Below are 16,858 nucleotides of genomic sequence, written 5' to 3' on the forward strand. Positions count from 1 at the left end.
TCCCGGCGATCACCAGGGCCCGCCCTAGAGTTTGCCGGCCGCCTTCAGCGAGAGGTACGCGTCCGCGACCGCCGGGGGGAGGTCGGCGGGCGGGGCCTCGACCACCGTGACGCCGAGCCGGGCCAGCCGGGCCTTCGTCCGGCGGCGTTCCTCGTCGTGCTGGGCCGCTGCCGCCGCCTCGTAGACGGCGGTGGCGGTGCCCCTGGCCGTGCGCATCTCCTCGACGCGCGGGTCGCCCACCGCCGCCACCAGCACCGTGTGACGCTGGGTCAGCTGCGGGAGCACGGGCAGCAGGCCCATCTCCACCGGGGCGGTCTCCAGCGTCGTGAACAGCACGATCAGCGAACGCCGCGGGGCGCCGGCCCGGGCCGCGGTCGCCAGGGCGGTCATGTCGCTCTCGATGAGCGCGGGTTCCAGCGGTGCGAGGGCCTGGACGACGGCCGGCAGCACGTCCTTGCCGGTGCGGCCGCGTACGGCGGCGCGGGTGCGGCGGTCGAAGGCCAGCAGGTCGACGCGGTCGCCCGCGTGGGCGGCCAGCGCGGTCAGCAGCAGGGAGGCGTCCATCGCGGCGTCCAGGCGCGGGACGTCGCCGACCCGGCCGGCCGCTGTACGGCCGGTGTCCAGGACCAGCAGCAGATGGCGGTCGCGTTCGGGGCGCCAGGTGCGGACGGCCACCGCGGACCGGCGGGCGGTGGCCCGCCAGTCGATGGAACGGACGTCGTCCCCCGGCACGTAGTCGCGCAGGCTGTCGAACTCGGTGCCCTCGCCGCGCAGCATGACGCTGGTGCGGCCGTCGAGCTCGCGCAGCCTGGCCAGTTTGGACGGCAGGTGCTTGCGGCTGCTGAACGGCGGCAGGACCCGGACCGTACCCGGGACGCGGTGGCTGCCCTGGCGGGCGGCGAGACCGAGCGGGCCGTGCGAGCGGATCGTGACCCGTACCGCCGCGTGGTCGCCGCGGCGGGTGGGATGCAGCACGGTGGTGACGCGGCGCCGTTCGCCGGCCGGGACGCTCAGGTGGTGGCGGGCGGCGGCGTACTGGGTGCCCGGCTGCCAGCCGCTGGGCGGCCAGGCGTCCCTGAGGTCCGCCGTCAGCGGCCGTCCGGAGAGGTTGGTGACCGTCAGGTCCACCTCCGCCGTCTCGCCCAGCCGGATGGAGACCGACGCGGGTCGGCTCAGGTGGAGCGTGCGGACCGGGGCGGCGCGCAGCAGGTCGTATCCGATGGCCGCCAGCAGCGGCAGGCACACGGCGGCGATGCCGCCCCAGCCCGGCAGCAGTCCGGCGATCAGCGCGCCGAGCGCGGCGATGAGGGCGGTGCGTCCGGTCAGGGCCATCAGCGGGGGACCGGGACGTGCGCGAGGAGGCCGGTGATGACGGTGTCGGCGCTGATGCCCTCCATCTCGCTCTCCGGGCGCAGCCGGACGCGGTGCCGCAGGGTGGGCAGGGCGAGGGCCTTGACGTCGTCGGGGACGACGAAGGCGCGTCCGGACAGCCAGGCCCAGGCGCGGGCGGTGGACAGCAGGGCCTTGGCACCGCGCGGGGAGACGCCCAGGGCGAGGGAGGGCGAGGTGCGGGTGGCGCGGCACAGGTCGACGACGTAGCCGCTGATCTCGGGGGAGACGGTGACCTTGGCGACCTCCTCGCGGGCGGCGGCCAGTTCCCCGGGGCCGGCGACGGTGCGCACGCCCGCGGCGCCGAGGTCGCGGGGGTCGAAGCCGGCGGCGTGCCGGTTGAGGACGTCGATCTCCTGCTCGCGGCTGGGCAGCGGCAGGGTCAGCTTGAGGAGGAAGCGGTCGAGCTGGGCCTCGGGGAGGGGGTAGGTGCCCTCGTACTCGACGGGGTTCTGGGTGGCGGCGACCAGGAAGGGCTCGGGGAGCGGGCGCGGGGTGCCGTCGACGGAGACCTGGCGTTCCTCCATGGCTTCGAGCAGGGATGCCTGGGTCTTGGGCGGGGTCCGGTTGATCTCGTCGGCCAGGAGGAGGTTGGTGAAGACCGGGCCGGCCTGGAAGGAGAACTCGGCGGTGCGGGTGTCGTAGACCAGCGAGCCGGTGATGTCCGAGGGCATCAGGTCGGGGGTGAACTGGACGCGCTTGGTGTCGAGTTCGAGTGCGGTGGCGAGGGTCTTGACCAGCAGGGTCTTGGCGACGCCCGGGACGCCTTCGAGGAGGACGTGGCCCTTGCACAGCAGGGCGACGACCAGGCCGGTGACGGCGGCGTCCTGGCCGACGACGGCCTTGCCGATCTCGCCGCGCAGGGCCTCCAGGGCGGTGCGGGGGGAGGACGGGGTGGGCTCGGCGGTTCCGGTCGGGCTGGTCACTGGCTCGGGTCCTTCGGGTCGGGGGTGAGGCTTGCTTCCAGGGCGTCGAGGTCGTCGGCGAGGGCGACGAGCGCGGGGTCGTCGGCGGGGGCCGGGCCGAAGAGGAGGGCGTGCAGGTCGGCGGCGGCCCGGTGGGTGTGGGCGGCGAGCGCGTGCAGCAGGTCCTCGGGGGTGTGGGCGGCGGCCGGGGCGACGCCGACGCGGGGTGCGAGGCGGGTGCGGGCCGCGGAGCGCAGGGCTTCGGCGGCGCGGTCGCGGGCGCCGTTGCGGTGGTAGAGGCGGGCGCGGCCCTCGGTGGTCTCGGCGGCGCGTACCGAGACGGGGAGCCGTTCGGTGACGACGGGGCCCAGGCGCCGGCCGCGCCAGAACGCGGTGAGCGCGGCGGCGATGGCGAGCTGGAGGGCGGCCCAGCGCCAGCCAGGGGCCATGAGGTCGGTGAGGCTGCGGTCGGCGCCGCTGCCGGGGGCGTCGGCGGCGGTGGGCAGGTACCAGATGAGGTGCTCGCGGGCGCCGAGGAGTTGCAGGGCCAGGGAGGCGTTGCCGTACGCGTCCAGGTTCGCGTTGTACAGCAGGTCGGGGGCGCCGAGCAGGACGGTCTCGGAGGGGCCGCCGGCGTGGTGGGTGACGAGGGTGGGCAGCCCGGCGAACGGGTAGCAGGCCGCGGCGGCGGTCGCCCGGTCGGTGTCGGGCGGCAGGAGGTAGCGGTGGCCGCCGAGCTGGGCGCTGCCGGCCCGCTCGGTCAGGTCGGTGACGCAGCCGGGGTCGAGTTCGCCGGTGGGGGCGGACGGGGCGACCTCGATGCCGGGGGTGAAGGCGGCGGCGGTGTCGGGGCCCGCGCCGGCCAGGACCGTACGGGTGCCGGTGCGCAGGGTTTCGCGGCGCAGGGCGTCACGGCGTTCGGGGGCGAGGTCTTCGGGGTGGGTGATGAGGAGGGTGGCGGCGGGCCAGTCGTTGCGGTCCAGGCGGTCCAGCTCGGCGAGCACCTCTTCGGAGGTGTGGGCCACGGTGATGTCGATGCCGTGGTCGGTGAGGAGCTGACTGATGGCGCGGCTGCCGAGCGGGGCGGCGGAGTCGGGGTGCAGGGTGCCGTTGTCGCCGGAGCGGAGCAGGGCCAGGACGAGGCCGGTGATCAGGAGGGCGGCGGCGGCGATGAGCAGGCCGCGGCCGCGCCGCCACAGCCGTCGGGCGTCGGGGGAGACGGAGGTGCCGGGGTCCGTGCCGGTGTCGGTGGCGGTCATCGGGGGGCTCCGGCGCCGGTGAGGTCGGGTTTGGTACGCAGCACCGTCTCGTCCAGGTCGCGCAGTTCGTGGTGGTCGGTGGGGGTGGCGTGGGTACCGCCGTAGGTGACGGCGTCGAAAGTGGTGGCGGCGGCGCGCAGCCGGGTGGCGAGGGCGGGCATGACGCGGGCGGCGTCGGCGGTGGCCTCGTTGGCGGTGCGTCCGGGGCGCGGGTCCAGGAGGGCGCGTTCCTCCAGGGAGCGGATGAGGGCGCGCAGTTGTTCCTGGACGGCCTGGTCCCACCGGCCGAGCTGGGCGTGCCGGGCGGCGTCGGCGCGGTGTTCGGCGGCGGTGCGGGGGCGGTTGTCGAACAGCGTGCCGGCGGTGGCCGTGCGGGCGGTGCGCAGGGCGCCCAGGCGCAGTCGCAGGGCGATGAGGAGGCCGATGACGACGAGGGTGAGGATGAGGATGCCGAGCCAGCCGCCGGGGGCGTGGAAGGCGACGGATTCGAGGGCGCCGAAGATCTGGTCGAGGACCCAGTTGAAGACCCGGCGGACGAGGCCGGGTTCGTGTTCGGCGTATATCTGCTGGGACAGTTCGCGCTCGGCCGCCTCGCGGGCGGCCTCGCGGTCGATGGTGAGCGGCGGTCCGCCGCCGTCACCGGTCATGGCGAAGCTGATCATGTTCGTGCTGTTCTCCCCCCGGTCCCGGCCCCCTGCATGGTGTCAGCTTCCCGGGTGCGGGGTGATGCCGGCGGCGCGGGCCAGTTCCAGGTCGAGGGCCTCGCGGCGGATGCGCAGGTCGATGTAGAGGAGGGCGGCGACGCCCGCGCTGATGGGCAGGGTGATGGCGGAGCCCAGGACGCCGCCGATGCCGGAGATCAGCAGGTAGGTCCAGGTGACGTCGGCCAGGGAGCCGCTGATGAAGCCGTCGACGCTGCCGGAGCCGGCGAGTTCGGCGAGGATCGTGAAGGGGAATTCGAGGATGCCGGCGACCATCGTGATGAGGATCGTGATGAGCAGCTGGATGCCGAAGATGCGCCACCAGGAGTTGCTGACGAGCTTGTAGGAGCGGCGCAGGGCGGTGAGGACGCCCTGGCGTTCGAGCATCAGGGCGGGGGCGGCGAGGGAGAGGCGTACCCACAGCCAGATGGCGAGGACGATGCCGGCGATCATGCCGAGGATGGCGAGGGCGGGGCTGCCCACCAGGACGCCGAGCAGGACGGGGACGCAGACGGCGGCGACGATGATGAGGCCGGTGAGCAGGGTGAGGCCGAGGAGGCGGCCCAGCTGGCGGCGGGAGTCTTCCCACGCCTCGCCGAGGGTGACGCTGCGGCCCAGGACGGCGCGGCTGACGACGATGGTGAGCATGGCGGTGGCCAGGACGCTGCCCACCAGCATGGCGATGCCGGCGACGGAGCTGAAGGCGCCGAGGTCCAGGAGGCCGTCCCGCAGCTCTTCGGTGGTGGGGTCGGGGTTGTTCTCCAGGGCGGCGATGCCGGAGCTCTCGGAGAGCCACAGTTTCATGGCGAAGCCGGAGAGCAGCTGGATGACGATGGCGATGCCGAGGGAGATGGCCAGGACGGTGCGCCAGTGGGCGCGGGCGGTGGAGACGGCGCCGTCGAGGATCTCGCCGAGGCCGAGCGGGCGCAGCGGGATGACGCCGGGTTTGGCGGCGTACTCCTTGGGGCCCCAGGTGGGGGGCGGTGCGCCCCAGCCGGCGGGGGGCTGCTGGCCGTAGCCTGGGTGGTGGCCGGGGCCGCCGGGCTGCTGTCCGGGGTACGGGCCGGGCTGCTGTCCGTACCCGGGCTGGCCGTAGGGGCCGCCCTGGGGCGGGACGCCGGGGCCGGCGGTCCAGCCCTGCGGCTGCGGGGGCTGCTGCGGTTGCGCGGGCGGGGCCGTGGTGGTGTCCGGGTCGTGCTCCGGCGGCTGGGAGCCGGGCGAGGTCCAGCCTGGCGCGTCACTCACGGCTTCGTACTCCTACGCTCGTACTGCTCGGTGTTTGTTGTTTCAACGGGATCTGGGTGCACATCGTGCCATGGCGTGCCGGTGGGTGTTCCGGCTGTGGTAGTTCCCGTACCCGGGACGGATGGGCACGAGGCCGGGATGTGTTCCAGATCACGTTCGGGGAAGTCACGATCAGGGGATGGGATGATGAAGGCATGAAGGGACGCGTACTCGTCGTCGATGACGACACCGCGCTGGCGGAGATGCTCGGCATCGTGCTGCGCGGCGAGGGATTCGAACCGTCGTTCGTGGCAGATGGCGACAAGGCGCTGGCGGCCTTCCGGGAGATCAAACCGGATCTGGTGCTGCTCGACCTCATGCTGCCCGGCCGGGACGGTATCGAGGTGTGCAGGCTGATCCGCGGTGAGTCCGGGGTGCCGATTGTCATGTTGACGGCAAAGAGCGACACGGTGGATGTCGTGGTCGGCCTGGAATCGGGCGCCGACGACTACATCGTCAAGCCGTTCAAGCCCAAGGAGCTGGTGGCACGGATCCGGGCGCGGCTGCGCCGGTCCGAGGAGCCCGCGCCCGAGCAGCTGGCCATCGGTGATCTGGTGATCGATGTGGCCGGTCACTCGGTGAAGCGCGGCGGTGCGACGATCTCGCTGACCCCGCTGGAGTTCGATCTACTGGTGGCGCTGGCGCGCAAGCCGTGGCAGGTCTTCACGCGTGAGGTGCTGCTGGAGCAGGTGTGGGGGTACCGGCACGCGGCCGATACGCGGCTGGTGAACGTGCACGTGCAGCGTCTGCGTTCCAAGGTGGAGAAGGACCCGGAGCGGCCGGAGATCGTCGTGACGGTGCGGGGGGTCGGTTACAAGGCCGGATCCAGCTGAGGTGAGTGCCCGGCTGTGGCGGCGTGGTTCCCGGCTGCTCCCCGAAGGGGCGACGAGCGGCCGGGCCCAGCCCGCGATGCGGATATTCGGCCGGTGGGCGCGTGGCCCGCTGCTGCCGGTGCTGCGCCTGTGGCGGCGCAATATCCAGCTGCGGGTGGTGGCGACCACACTGCTGATGTCGGTGGCGGTGGTGCTCGTGCTGGGCATCGTCGTCATGGGGCAGGTGCGCAACGGGCTGCTGGAGGCGAAGCGGCAGACGGCGATCAGCCAGGCCGACGGCGGGTTCGCGGTGGCCGAGGACCTGGCGAACAACGCGCACGACGGCTCCGACCCGGTCGCCGGCCAGGGGGTCACCGATCCCGGGTCGTGGATGACGGGGATCGTGGAGCAGCTGGCCTCCGGTGGCCAGGGTGTGTACTCGGTGGTGGCGCTCAGCTCGCAGCTGTCGTCGACCTCGTTCACGGGGGAGCCGGGCGCGGCGATGCGCGGGCCGCGGGCGTCGGCGGACATCCGGCCCGAGGAGAGCATCCCGGCGGAGCTGCGGCAGGCGCTGGACCGTGATCCGGCCACGCACCGGCAGTACGGCACGATCGTGCGCCCGGACGGCAGCTCGGAGTCGGCGCTGATCGTGGGGCGGCGGCTAACGGACAACGACAACGGCCAGTACCAGCTGTACTACCTCTTCCCGTTCACGCAGGAGGAGAAGTCGCTCAGCCTGGTGATGGGGACCATCGCGACCGCGGGGATCTTCCTGGTGGTACTGCTGGGCGCGATCGCCTGGGTGGTGGTCCGCCAGGTCGTGACGCCGGTGCGGATGGCGGCCGGGATCGCCGAGCGGCTGGCGGCCGGGCGCCTGAAGGAACGGATGAAGGTCAGCGGCGAGGACGACATCGCGCGGCTGGGCGAGTCGTTCAACAAGATGGCCCGCAATCTCCAGGTGAAGATCTCCCAGCTGGAGGACCTCTCCCGGATGCAGCGGCGATTTGTCTCGGATGTGTCCCACGAGCTGCGGACCCCGCTGACGACGGTGCGGATGGCGGCCGAGGTCATCCACGAGGCGCGCGAGGAGTTCGACCCGGTGACGGCCCGCTCGGCGGAGCTGCTGCTGGGGCAGGTGGAGCGGTTCGAGTCGCTGCTGGCGGACCTGCTGGAGATCAGCAGGTTCGACGCGGGGGCGGCGAGCCTGGAGGCGGACCACAGCGATCTGCGCGACGTGGTCCACCGGGTGATCGAGGGCGCCGAGCCGCTGGCGGAGCGCAAGGGCAGCGCGCTGCTGGTGCGCGGCGCCGGGGCCCCGGTGGTCGCCGAGGTGGACGCGCGGCGGATCGAGCGCGTGCTGCGCAATCTGGTGGTCAACGCCATCGAGCACGGCGAGGGCCGTGACGTGGTCATCCGGCTGGCGGAGTCCGCGGACGGTTCCGCGGTGGCGCTCGCGGTGCGCGACTACGGGATCGGGCTCGGTGAGGGCGAGGCGGAGCGGGTGTTCAACCGGTTCTGGCGGGCCGATCCGGCGCGAGCGCGTACCACCGGCGGCACGGGTCTTGGCCTGTCGATCGCGGTGGAGGACGCGCGGCTGCACGGCGGGCGTCTTGAGGCGTGGGGCGAGCCGGGTGGCGGCGCGCAGTTCCGGCTGACGCTGCCGAAGGTGGCGGGCGGGACGCTGCGCGGGTCGCCGTTGCCGCTGGAGCCGGGGGACGCGCGGCGGCGGACGGTGGCGATTCCGGCGCAGGGCCGGGGCAGTGGCGCCTCCGGTGCCGCCGGCGGGTCCGACGGGACTGGCGGGTCCGGTCCGGCCGGCTCCGTGTCGACGGTGGAGGAGGACAGCGGCCGTGGCAGGTGAGCGGTGGCGGGGCGGCGTGAAGACGGTCGGTGTGCTGCTGGCCGGCGGGCTGCTGGTGGGCGGTTGCGCGGCGATGCCCTCCAGCGGTCCGGTGCAGCGGGTGGACGCGGCCGAGCGCGCCGAGAACGAGTCCCCGGTGCGGATCTTCGGGGTCTCGCCGCAGGAGAACGCGACGCAGCAGGAGATCGTCCGGGGCTTCCTGGAGGCGATCACCAGCGACGAGGCGCAGTTCGACACGGCGCGCGAGTATCTGACGCCGCAGCGGCAGCGGGTGTGGGACCCGTTCGCGAGCACCACGGTGCTGGCGTCGGGGCTGAACTTCACCAGCCGGCTGCCGGAGGGTGACCTGCTGGCCGCCGACGGCGACACCGCGGAGAGTGCCGAGACCGCGGTCGTCGAGGTGGGCGGCACGCTGCTGGCCACGGTGGACGCCGCACACGGGTACACCCCGCAGGAGGGCGGCTACCGGGAGCCGTTCCGGCTCCAGCGGGTCGAGGGCGAGTGGCGCATCGACGAGCTGCCGGACGGCCTGATCATGAGCGAGGCCGACTTCCAGCGCAATTACCACTCCGTCAACACGTTCTACTACGCGGACTGGGGGGCGGAGACGGGCAAGGCGGGCGAGTCCGCCAAGGCGCTGGTCGCCGACCCGATCTACGTACGGTGGCGCATCGACCCGGTCGGGGAAGCCGTCAGGGAACTGCTGAACGGGCCGGGCGAATGGCTGGCCCCGGTGGTGCGCACCGAGATCCCGCAGGACGTCGGCCTGGCGCCGGAGCGCAACGCCATCACCATGGACTCCGGGACACTCACCGTGGCACTGACCGGCGTGGACCCCGGGCTGCACCGCGACCGCTGCGAGCTGATGGGCGCACAGGTCCTGTACACCGTGCAGGAGCAGTCCTCGGGCGAGGTCTCCGAGGTCCGGCTGACCGACGGTGCGGACGGCTCCCGGCTGTGCTCGCTCTCGCGCGCCGAGGCCAACGGCCTGGCGCCCGGCCAGCTGGACGCCCGCACGGGCAGTTCGTACTTCCTGGACGGGGAGGACCGGCTGCTGACGGTCCCCGACGTGGACGCCGAGCCGCAGATCGTCACCGGTGCGCTGGGGCAGGGGGCCGTGCCGCTGCGCGAGGCCGCCGTCAGCCGGAGCGAGGACCGGGCCGCCGGCGTCACCGAGGACGGCAGATCGCTGCTGGTCACCGAGATGTGGGGCATCGACCCCACCCCCGAGCCGCTGACGCTGAGCGCCTCGGCCGACCCGGAGACCGGCCTGTCCCGCCCCAGCTGGGACGGGCTCGGCGACCTGTGGGTCGCCGACCGGGACCCGGCCGGCCCACGGCTGCTGCGGCTGTCCGGCGGAGTGGGCAGCCCGCAGGAGGTCCCGGTGGAGGGCCTGCCGGCCGGGCAGCACATCGCCTCGGTACGGGTCGCCTCGGACGGGGTGCGCGTCGCGATGCTGCTGGCCGGGGACGACGGCTTGGCCACGCTGTGGATGGGCCGGATCCACCGGGCCGCCGCCGGGGAGGCGGTCGAGGTCTCCGTGCAGGGCCTGCGCGCGGTCACCCCGGTCCTGGAGAAGGTCACGGCGGCCTCGTGGGCGGGGGTCAGCAAGCTGGTCGTCGTCGGGCGCCCGGCGGACGGCGTGGAGCAGTTGCAGTACCTGGCCACCGACGGCTCACCGGCCAGCTCCTCCACCATGCCGGGCCTGGTGACCGGTCTCGCGGCGTCCGAGGACGACACCCTGCCGCTGCTGGCGGAGACCGCCGACGGCATCGTCCGGCTCCAGGACCAGTGGAGGCTGGTGACCGAGCAGGGGTCGGCGCCGTTCTACCCGGGGTAGGCCCGGAACACGACCGGGCGGGTCCGGTACGTGGGTGGTGGTGTCGTTGCGCGGCTGGTGGCGGGAGATCGGGGAGCTGGTGCTGCCGGCGGGCTGCGCCGGGTGCGGTGCGGCACGGGCGGTGCTGTGCACCGGCTGCCGGGCGCTGCTGTACGGGGCGCGGGCCGGGACGGCGCGCCGGGTGCGGCCGGCGCCGGAGCCGGCCGGGCTGCCGCCGGTGTACGCGGCGGTCGAGTACGCGGGTGAGCCCAGGTCGGTGCTGCTGGCGCACAAGGAACGCGGGGCGCTGGCACTGGCCGCGCCGCTGGGCCGGGCGCTGGCGCTGAGCGTAACGGCGGTGCGGGCGCACGGCGAACGGGTGGCGGACGCGGTGGGGCGCGGCGGCGGTGAGGTGCTGGCGCTGGTCCCGGTGCCCTCGGCGCGGGCGGCCACCGGGCGGCGTGGGCACGATCCGGTGCGCCGGATCGCGGTGGCGGCAGCGGCTCGGCTGCGACGCGAGGGTCTGGCGGTACGGGTGCTGCCGGTGTTGCGCCAGCGACGCACGGTGGCCGATCAGGCGGGCCTGGGGGCGGAGGCACGCAGGGCCAATCTGGCCGGCGCGCTGACCGCGGAGGGCAGCCGGGTGTTCGCCTACGGTGAATCCGTGGTGCTGGTCGATGACGTGGTGACCACCGGTGCGTCCCTTGCCGAGGCGGCACGCGCGGTCCGGGCGGCGGGCGGCCGGACGCTGGGAGCGGCGGTGGTCGCGGGGACACGGAGTGCCCGTGAGGAACCTGGGTAGGGGTCTACGCGTTGGTAAGGGTGCCGTAGATGGGCCATTGGAGGTACTTTCGATACAAGGCGTGGTGGTGCGAACCACCGTAAAAAGTGCACATTCGTTCTGTACCAAGGGAGCTGCTCCGCCGGCGCAGGCGGGGCGATCCGGGAACGGAGTTCTGCGTGGACATCGTCGTCAAGGGCCGCAAGACGGAGGTACCGGAGCGATTCCGGAGGCACGTGGCCGAAAAGCTGAAGCTGGACCGTATCCAGAAATTCGACGGCAAGGTGACCAGCCTCGACGTGGAAGTGTCCAAGGAACACAATCCGCGTCAGGCCGACCGTTCCGACCGGGTGGAGATCACGCTGCGCCACCGCGGACCCGTGGTCCGCGCGGAGGCATCGGCGGCCGATCCCTACGGCGCGCTCGACCTGGCCGTCGAGAAGCTGGAATCCCGGTTGCGCAGGGAGCATGACAAGCGCAAGTCCCGTCGCGGCAAGGGCCGCATCCCCGCCAGCGAGGTGGGAGAGGCCGTCCCCGACGCCGCGGTGATCAACGAGGACGGCGAGCTGGGCGCGGGCCCCGAGGAGCCGGAGCCCGCGGTGACCGTACGCCGCACCGGACCGATCGAGGTGCAGGGCGACGGGCCGCTCGTCGTCCGGGAGAAGACCCACACCGCCGCCCCCATGTCGCTGGAACAGGCGCTGGAGGAGATGGAGCTGGTGGGGCACGACTTCTACCTGTTCGTCGATATCGAGACCAAGCAGCCCAGCGTCGTCTACCGGCGGCACGGGTACGACTACGGCGTGATCCATCTGGAGGCCGATCCGCTGGCGGAGCACGCCCCGGTCGGCGCGGGGGCGGCGCTGGGAGGTTAGCCTCCGCACCCGCTGATGAAGGGCGCCCCTTGGCCGGATCATGGACCCGGCGGGGGCGCCCGTCATGGAATCATGGTCCTGCCAACCGGCGTACGGTGGCCATCCGTTGTCCGGTGGGCGGCACCGGCCTGTGCAGGGGGATACGACGATGGTGGACGGCTTCGGGCCCGTGATGCCCCGCACCGGTGCGGAGCCGTCGCGGCGGGAGGCGCCGCAGGGCCCGCCCGAGCGGCGGGAGCCGATCAGGGTGCTGGTGGTGGACGACCACGAGCTGTTCCGGCGCGGACTGGAGATCGTGCTCGCGCAGGAGGAGGACATCCAGGTCATCGGGGAGGCCGGGGACGGCGCGGAGGCGGTGGAGAAGGCCGCCGACCTGCTGCCCGACATTGTGCTGATGGATGTGCGGATGCCGCGGCGCGGCGGGATCGAGGCGTGCACCTCCATCAAGGAGGTCGCCCCCAGCGCGCGGATCATCATGCTGACGATCAGCGACGAGGAGGCGGACCTCTACGACGCGATCAAGGCCGGGGCCACCGGCTATCTGCTCAAGGAGATCTCCACCGACGAGGTGACCGCCGCGATCCGGGCGGTGGCCGACGGGCAGTCGCAGATCAGCCCCTCGATGGCGGCCAAGCTGCTCACCGAGTTCAAGTCGATGATCCAGCGCACCGACGAGCGGCGGCTGGTGCCCGCGCCCCGGCTCACCGACCGTGAGCTGGAGGTGCTGAAGCTGGTGGCCACCGGCAAGAACAACCGGGACATCGCCAAGGCGCTGTTCATCTCCGAGAACACCGTGAAGAACCACGTGCGCAACATCCTGGAGAAGCTTCAGCTGCACTCCAGGATGGAGGCCGTGGTGTACGCGATGCGGGAGAAGATCCTGGACCTGGAGACCGGCTGAGCCGCCCCGCACGGGGCGTGCGGGGCGTGCGGCCCGGTGGGCGCGCCGGTCAGCGGTAGGCGGCCCGGAAGGCGTCGCCCACCGCGCGCCGCAGCGGCTCGTGCAGCCGCTCCGGGGTGGTGCGCTCCACCCGTACGGTGTCCGCGCCCACCCACGAGGCGGCCTCCACCAGGGCCTCGGCCATCGCCGGGAGCGCCTTGGCGGCCCGTTCCGCGGTGCCCTCGAAGGCGGCGTGCCGGGCGATGAGGGTGCTGCCCTCGCGCGCCGGATCCACCCGGCCCAGCAGCCGCCCGCCGGACAGCAGCGGCATGGCGAAGTAGCCGTAGACGCGGCGCGGCCGGGGCACGTACGCCTCAAGACGGTGCACGAAGCCGAACATCCGCTCCGTGCGGGCGCGGTCCCAGATCAGGGAGTCGAACGGGGAGAGCAGCGTCGTACGGTGCCGGCCGCGCGGCGCGGTGGCCAGGGCCGCCGGGTCGGCCCACACGCGGTTGCGGCCGTCGCCGCGGCCGCGCGGCGGATCCCAGCCGTCCACGGTGACCTCCACCAGACCGGTGTCCTCGACGACCGAGGCGACCTGGGCGCCCTTGAGCCGGTGGTAATCGGCCAGATCCGCCTGGGTGGCCACGCCCAGCGCCGACCCCGACTGGGCGACCAGCCGGCGCAGACACGCGGTGTCGTCGAGGTCGTCGTGGAGCAGGGCGTCCGGGACGGCCCGCTCGGCCAGGTCGTACACCCGCTTCCAGCCGCGGCGCTCCACACACACGACCTCCCCGAACATCAGTGCCCGCTCGACGGCGACCTTGACATCGCTCCAGTCCCACCACGGGCCGCCGTTCTTCGCCCCGCCCAGCTCCGTGGCGGTCAGCGGCCCCTCGGCCCGCAGCTGGTCGATCACGCGCTCGTACACGCCCTCGCCCAGCCCGTGGTGCCAGGACTCGCGCTCCCGGAAGGCGCGGCGCCTGAAGGCGAACAGCGGCCACTCCTCGATGGGCAGCACACAGGCCGCGTGCGACCAGTATTCGAAAGCGGTGCCGCCCGACCAGTACGCCCCCTCCACCGCGTCCCGGCCGACCGCGCCGAGCCGCGCGTAGGGCAGCAGCTCGTGCGAGCGGGCCAGCACCGAGATGGTGTCCAGCTGGACCTGGCCGAGATGGCGCAGCATCCCGCGCACGCCCGCTCTGCGGTCGACGGCCCCCAGCAGTCCCTGGGCTCGCAGGGCGATCCGGCGGGCTTCGTCGGCGGTCAGACGCGGAGGAGCAACAGTCATGCGGGCGATCGTAGGGCCGACCACTGACAGTCGCGTCGGCGCTCGCATACCATGGCCGGTGCGGCGGGGCCATTCTCGCTGTGCCCGCGACCCAGCAGGCCCGACCCAAGGAGACCAGCCCTCGTGTCCGTCTTCAACAAGCTCATGCGTGCAGGCGAAGGCAAGATCCTGCGCAAGCTGCACCGCATCGCCGCTCAGGTGAATTCCATTGAAGAGGACTTCCTTGATCTCTCCGACGCGGAGCTGCGGGCGCTGACCGACGAGTACAAGGAGCGCATCGCCGAGGGCGAGTCGCTCGACGACCTGCTGCCGGAGGCGTTCGCCACGGTCCGGGAGGCCGCCAAGCGGGTCCTGGGGCAGCGCCATTACGACGTGCAGCTGATGGGCGGTGCCGCCCTGCACATGGGGTACGTCGCCGAGATGAAGACCGGTGAGGGCAAGACGCTGGTCGGTACGCTGCCCACGTACCTGAACGCGCTGTCCGGCAAGGGCGTGCACCTGATCACGACCAACGACTATCTCGCCCAGCGTGACTCGGAGTGGATGGGCCGGGTGCACCGCTTCCTGGGCCTGGAGGTCGGCTGCATCACGGCGGGCATGACCCCGGCGCAGCGGCGGGCGCAGTACGCGTGCGACATCACCTACGGCACCAACAACGAGTTCGGCTTCGACTACCTGCGCGACAACATGGCGTGGTCGAAGGACGAACTGGTGCAGCGCGGCCACAACTTCGCCGTGGTGGACGAGGTCGACTCGATCCTCATCGACGAGGCGCGCACCCCGCTGATCATCTCGGGCCCCGCGGACCAGGCCACGAAGTGGTACGCGGACTTCGCCAAGCTGGTCAAGCGCCTGGAGAAGGGTGAGGCCGCGGTGCCCACCCGCCAGGTGGCCGAGACCGGCGACTACGACGTGGACGAGAAGAAGCGCACGGTCGCCATCCACGACGCCGGCGTCAGCAAGGTCGAGGACTGGCTGGGCATCGACAACCTGTACGAGTCGGTGAACACCCCGCTGGTCGGCTACCTGAACAACGCCATCAAGGCCAAGGAGCTCTACAAGAACGACAAGGACTACGTCGTCATCGACGGCGAGGTCGTGATCGTCGACGAGCACACCGGCCGTATCCTCGCGGGCCGCCGCTACAACGAGGGCATGCACCAGGCCATCGAGGCGAAGGAGGGCGTGAAGATCAAGGACGAGAACCAGACGCTCGCCAAGATCACCCTCCAGAACTACTTCCGCCTCTACAGCAAGCTGTCCGGGATGACCGGTACGGCGATGACCGAGGCCGCCGAGTTCCACCAGATCTACAAGCTGGGTGTGGTGCCGATCCCCACCAACCGGGGCATGGCGCGCATCGACCAGGCGGACCTGATCTACCGCACCGAGGTCGCGAAGTTCAACGCGGTCGTCGAGGACATCGTGGAGAAGCACCGCACCGGGCAGCCGGTGCTGGTGGGTACCACCTCCGTGGAGAAGTCCGAGTACCTGTCGCAGCAGCTGAACAAGCGCGGCGTGCGGCACGAGGTGCTCAACGCGAAGAACCACGAGCGGGAGGCGGCGATCGTCGCCAAGGCCGGCCGCAAGGCGGCGGTGACGGTGGCCACGAACATGGCCGGCCGTGGTACCGACATCAAGCTGGGCGGCAACCCGGACGACATCGCCGAGGCCGAGCTGCGCAAGAAGGGCCTGGACCCGGCCGAGCACGTCGAGGAGTGGGCGGCGGCGCTGCCGCAGGCGCTGGAGCGCGCCCAGAAGGCCGTGGAGGACGAGTTCGTCGAGGTCAAGGAGCTGGGCGGGCTCTACGTCCTGGGCACCGAGCGGCACGAGTCGCGGCGTATCGACAACCAGCTGCGCGGCCGTTCCGGACGACAGGGCGACCCGGGGGAGTCGCGGTTCTATCTCTCGCTCGGCGATGACCTGATGCGGCTGTTCAAGGCGCAGATGGTGGAGCGGGTCATGGCCATGGCCAATGTGCCCGACGACGTGCCGATCGAGAACAAGATGGTGACGCGCGCGATCGCCTCCGCCCAGGGCCAGGTCGAGCAGCAGAACTTCGAGATCCGCAAGAACGTCCTCAAGTACGACGAGGTCCTGAACCGGCAGCGCGAGGTCATCTACAGCGAGCGGCGCCGGGTGCTGGAGGGCGAGGACCTGCACGAGCAGATCCAGTTCTTCATGGACGACACCATCGACGCCTACGTCCAGGCGGAGACCGTCGAGGGCTTCGCCGAGGAATGGGACATGGACCGGCTGTGGGGCGCGTTCAAGCAGCTCTACCCGGTGAAGGTCACCGTCGAGGAGCTGGAGGAGGAGGCGGACGGCCGGGACGGTCTGACGCCGGAGTTCATCGCCGAGTCCATCAAGGAGGACATCCACCGGCAGTACGGGGCCCGCGAGGAGGAGCTGGGCGCCGAGGTGATGCGCGAGCTGGAGCGGCGCGTGGTGCTGTCCGTGCTGGACCGCAAGTGGCGTGAGCACCTGTACGAGATGGACTACCTCCAGGAGGGCATCGGGCTGCGCGCGATGGCGCAGCGCGACCCGGTGGTGGAGTTCCAGCGCGAGGGCTTCGACATGTTCACGGCCATGATGGACGGGATCAAGGAGGAGTCGGTCGGCTACCTGTTCAACCTGGAGGTCCAGGTGGAGCGGAAGGTCGAGCAGGTTCCGGTCCAGGCCGCGGCCCCGGGCGCCGAGCAGGGCGGGGCGGCGCCGAAGATCCTGGCGAAGGGCCTGGAGGCCCCGAAGCGGGCGGACCGGCTGCACCTGTCGGCTCCGTCGGTGGACGGGGAGGGCGGCGTCGTCGAGAGCGATGTCGTGACCGACGCCGACCAGCCGGTGACCGGTGGCCGGGCGGACCGCCGCAAGGCCCAGAAGGGCGGCCGGCGCCGCAAGAAGTGACGCACACCGTGCGCCGCGCCCGTGCGGGGTGCGGCGGGCGGTGAACCGCCGGAGGGGCGGTGGGAGCGGCTTTCGGCCGTTCCCACCGCCCCTCCGG

13 protein-coding genes are annotated in these 16,858 nt (G+C 72.5%); 7 read left to right on the plus strand and 6 right to left on the minus strand.

Annotated elements, in window-relative coordinates; translation table 11 throughout:
* Positions 1–24: 24 nt before the first annotated feature.
* From H7827_RS19500 to H7827_RS19520, 5 genes are read right to left on the minus strand one after another with little or no spacing between them, the layout of a single operon-like run.
* Positions 25–1,332 (minus strand): DUF58 domain-containing protein, encoded by a 1,308-nt coding sequence (locus tag H7827_RS19500; protein ID WP_432746724.1) that lies wholly within the window; start codon positions 1,330–1,332, stop codon positions 25–27.
* Complete coding sequence (locus tag H7827_RS19505) at positions 1,332–2,315, minus strand: AAA family ATPase (RefSeq protein ID WP_200366809.1); 984 nt, start codon at positions 2,313–2,315, stop codon at positions 1,332–1,334. Before H7827_RS19505 ends, H7827_RS19500 begins: the two co-directional genes overlap by 1 nt.
* Positions 2,312–3,553 (minus strand): DUF4350 domain-containing protein, encoded by a 1,242-nt coding sequence (locus H7827_RS19510; protein ID WP_432746725.1) that lies wholly within the window; start codon positions 3,551–3,553, stop codon positions 2,312–2,314. Before H7827_RS19510 ends, H7827_RS19505 begins: the two co-directional genes overlap by 4 nt.
* Positions 3,550–4,215 (minus strand): DUF4129 domain-containing protein, encoded by a 666-nt coding sequence (locus H7827_RS19515; RefSeq protein WP_432746726.1) that lies wholly within the window; start codon positions 4,213–4,215, stop codon positions 3,550–3,552. The genes H7827_RS19510 and H7827_RS19515 overlap by 4 nt, the downstream gene beginning before the upstream one ends.
* Before the next feature lie 42 nt (positions 4,216–4,257).
* The gene (locus H7827_RS19520; protein WP_432746727.1) at positions 4,258–5,499 is read right to left on the minus strand and encodes a DUF7544 domain-containing protein; all 1,242 of its coding nucleotides are present in this window, start codon (positions 5,497–5,499) and stop codon (positions 4,258–4,260) included.
* Positions 5,500–5,693: 194 nt separating this feature from the next.
* On the opposite strand from H7827_RS19520, the gene mtrA reads away from it, so the two are divergent.
* The 6 genes from mtrA to H7827_RS19550 all read left to right on the plus strand — a co-directional run bounded on the left by mtrA (position 5,694) and on the right by H7827_RS19550 (position 12,587).
* Positions 5,694–6,371: a two-component system response regulator MtrA gene (gene mtrA, locus H7827_RS19525; protein WP_386541107.1), complete on the plus strand. Its 678-nt coding sequence runs from the start codon at positions 5,694–5,696 to the stop codon at positions 6,369–6,371.
* 76 nt (positions 6,372–6,447) lie between these two features.
* On the plus strand, positions 6,448–8,211 hold the full coding sequence (gene mtrB / locus H7827_RS19530) for an MtrAB system histidine kinase MtrB (RefSeq protein ID WP_432748007.1): 1,764 nt from the start codon (positions 6,448–6,450) through the stop codon (positions 8,209–8,211).
* Positions 8,201–10,051, plus strand: a complete 1,851-nt coding sequence (locus tag H7827_RS19535) for an LpqB family beta-propeller domain-containing protein (RefSeq protein WP_432746728.1) — start codon at positions 8,201–8,203, stop codon at positions 10,049–10,051. Before mtrB ends, H7827_RS19535 begins: the two co-directional genes overlap by 11 nt.
* Before the next feature lie 34 nt (positions 10,052–10,085).
* Complete coding sequence (locus tag H7827_RS19540; RefSeq protein WP_432746729.1) at positions 10,086–10,832, plus strand: ComF family protein; 747 nt, start codon at positions 10,086–10,088, stop codon at positions 10,830–10,832.
* Positions 10,833–10,990: 158 nt separating this feature from the next.
* Positions 10,991–11,686, plus strand: a complete 696-nt coding sequence (hpf, locus tag H7827_RS19545) for a ribosome hibernation-promoting factor, HPF/YfiA family (RefSeq protein ID WP_432746730.1) — start codon at positions 10,991–10,993, stop codon at positions 11,684–11,686.
* A 148-nt stretch (positions 11,687–11,834) separates the two neighbouring features.
* Positions 11,835–12,587, plus strand: a complete 753-nt coding sequence (locus H7827_RS19550; RefSeq protein WP_386541090.1) for a response regulator — start codon at positions 11,835–11,837, stop codon at positions 12,585–12,587.
* Positions 12,588–12,636: 49 nt separating this feature from the next.
* On the opposite strand, the gene H7827_RS19555 is transcribed toward H7827_RS19550, so the two are convergent.
* Positions 12,637–13,857, minus strand: a complete 1,221-nt coding sequence (locus H7827_RS19555; protein ID WP_432746731.1) for a winged helix-turn-helix domain-containing protein — start codon at positions 13,855–13,857, stop codon at positions 12,637–12,639.
* Positions 13,858–13,980: 123 nt separating this feature from the next.
* Between H7827_RS19555 and secA the strand changes: the two genes are divergently transcribed.
* Positions 13,981–16,761, plus strand: coding sequence for a preprotein translocase subunit SecA (gene secA, locus H7827_RS19560; RefSeq protein ID WP_030725015.1), 2,781 nt, complete (start codon positions 13,981–13,983; stop codon positions 16,759–16,761).
* Positions 16,762–16,858 lie beyond the last annotated feature (97 nt).

The organism is Streptomyces sp. JH002 (genome assembly GCF_050916115.1).
In the GTDB taxonomy this organism is placed as follows: Bacteria; Actinomycetota; Actinomycetes; order Streptomycetales; family Streptomycetaceae; genus Streptomyces; species Streptomyces xiamenensis.

Bases quoted from the DNA above. Each gene is read 5' to 3' on its own strand.
- H7827_RS19500 (WP_432746724.1), bottom strand. From the start codon at position 1,332: ATGGCCCTGACCGGACGCACCGCCCTCATCGCCGCGCTCGGCGCGCTG.
- H7827_RS19510 (WP_432746725.1), bottom strand. From the start codon at position 3,553: ATGACCGCCACCGACACCGGCACGGACCCCGGCACCTCCGTCTCCCCC.
- H7827_RS19515 (WP_432746726.1), bottom strand. From the start codon at position 4,215: ATGATCAGCTTCGCCATGACCGGTGACGGCGGCGGACCGCCGCTCACC.
- mtrA (WP_386541107.1), top strand. From the start codon at position 5,694: ATGAAGGGACGCGTACTCGTCGTCGATGACGACACCGCGCTGGCGGAG.
- mtrB (WP_432748007.1), top strand. From the start codon at position 6,448: ATGCGGATATTCGGCCGGTGGGCGCGTGGCCCGCTGCTGCCGGTGCTG.
- H7827_RS19550 (WP_386541090.1), top strand. From the start codon at position 11,835: ATGGTGGACGGCTTCGGGCCCGTGATGCCCCGCACCGGTGCGGAGCCG.
- H7827_RS19555 (WP_432746731.1), bottom strand. From the start codon at position 13,857: ATGACTGTTGCTCCTCCGCGTCTGACCGCCGACGAAGCCCGCCGGATC.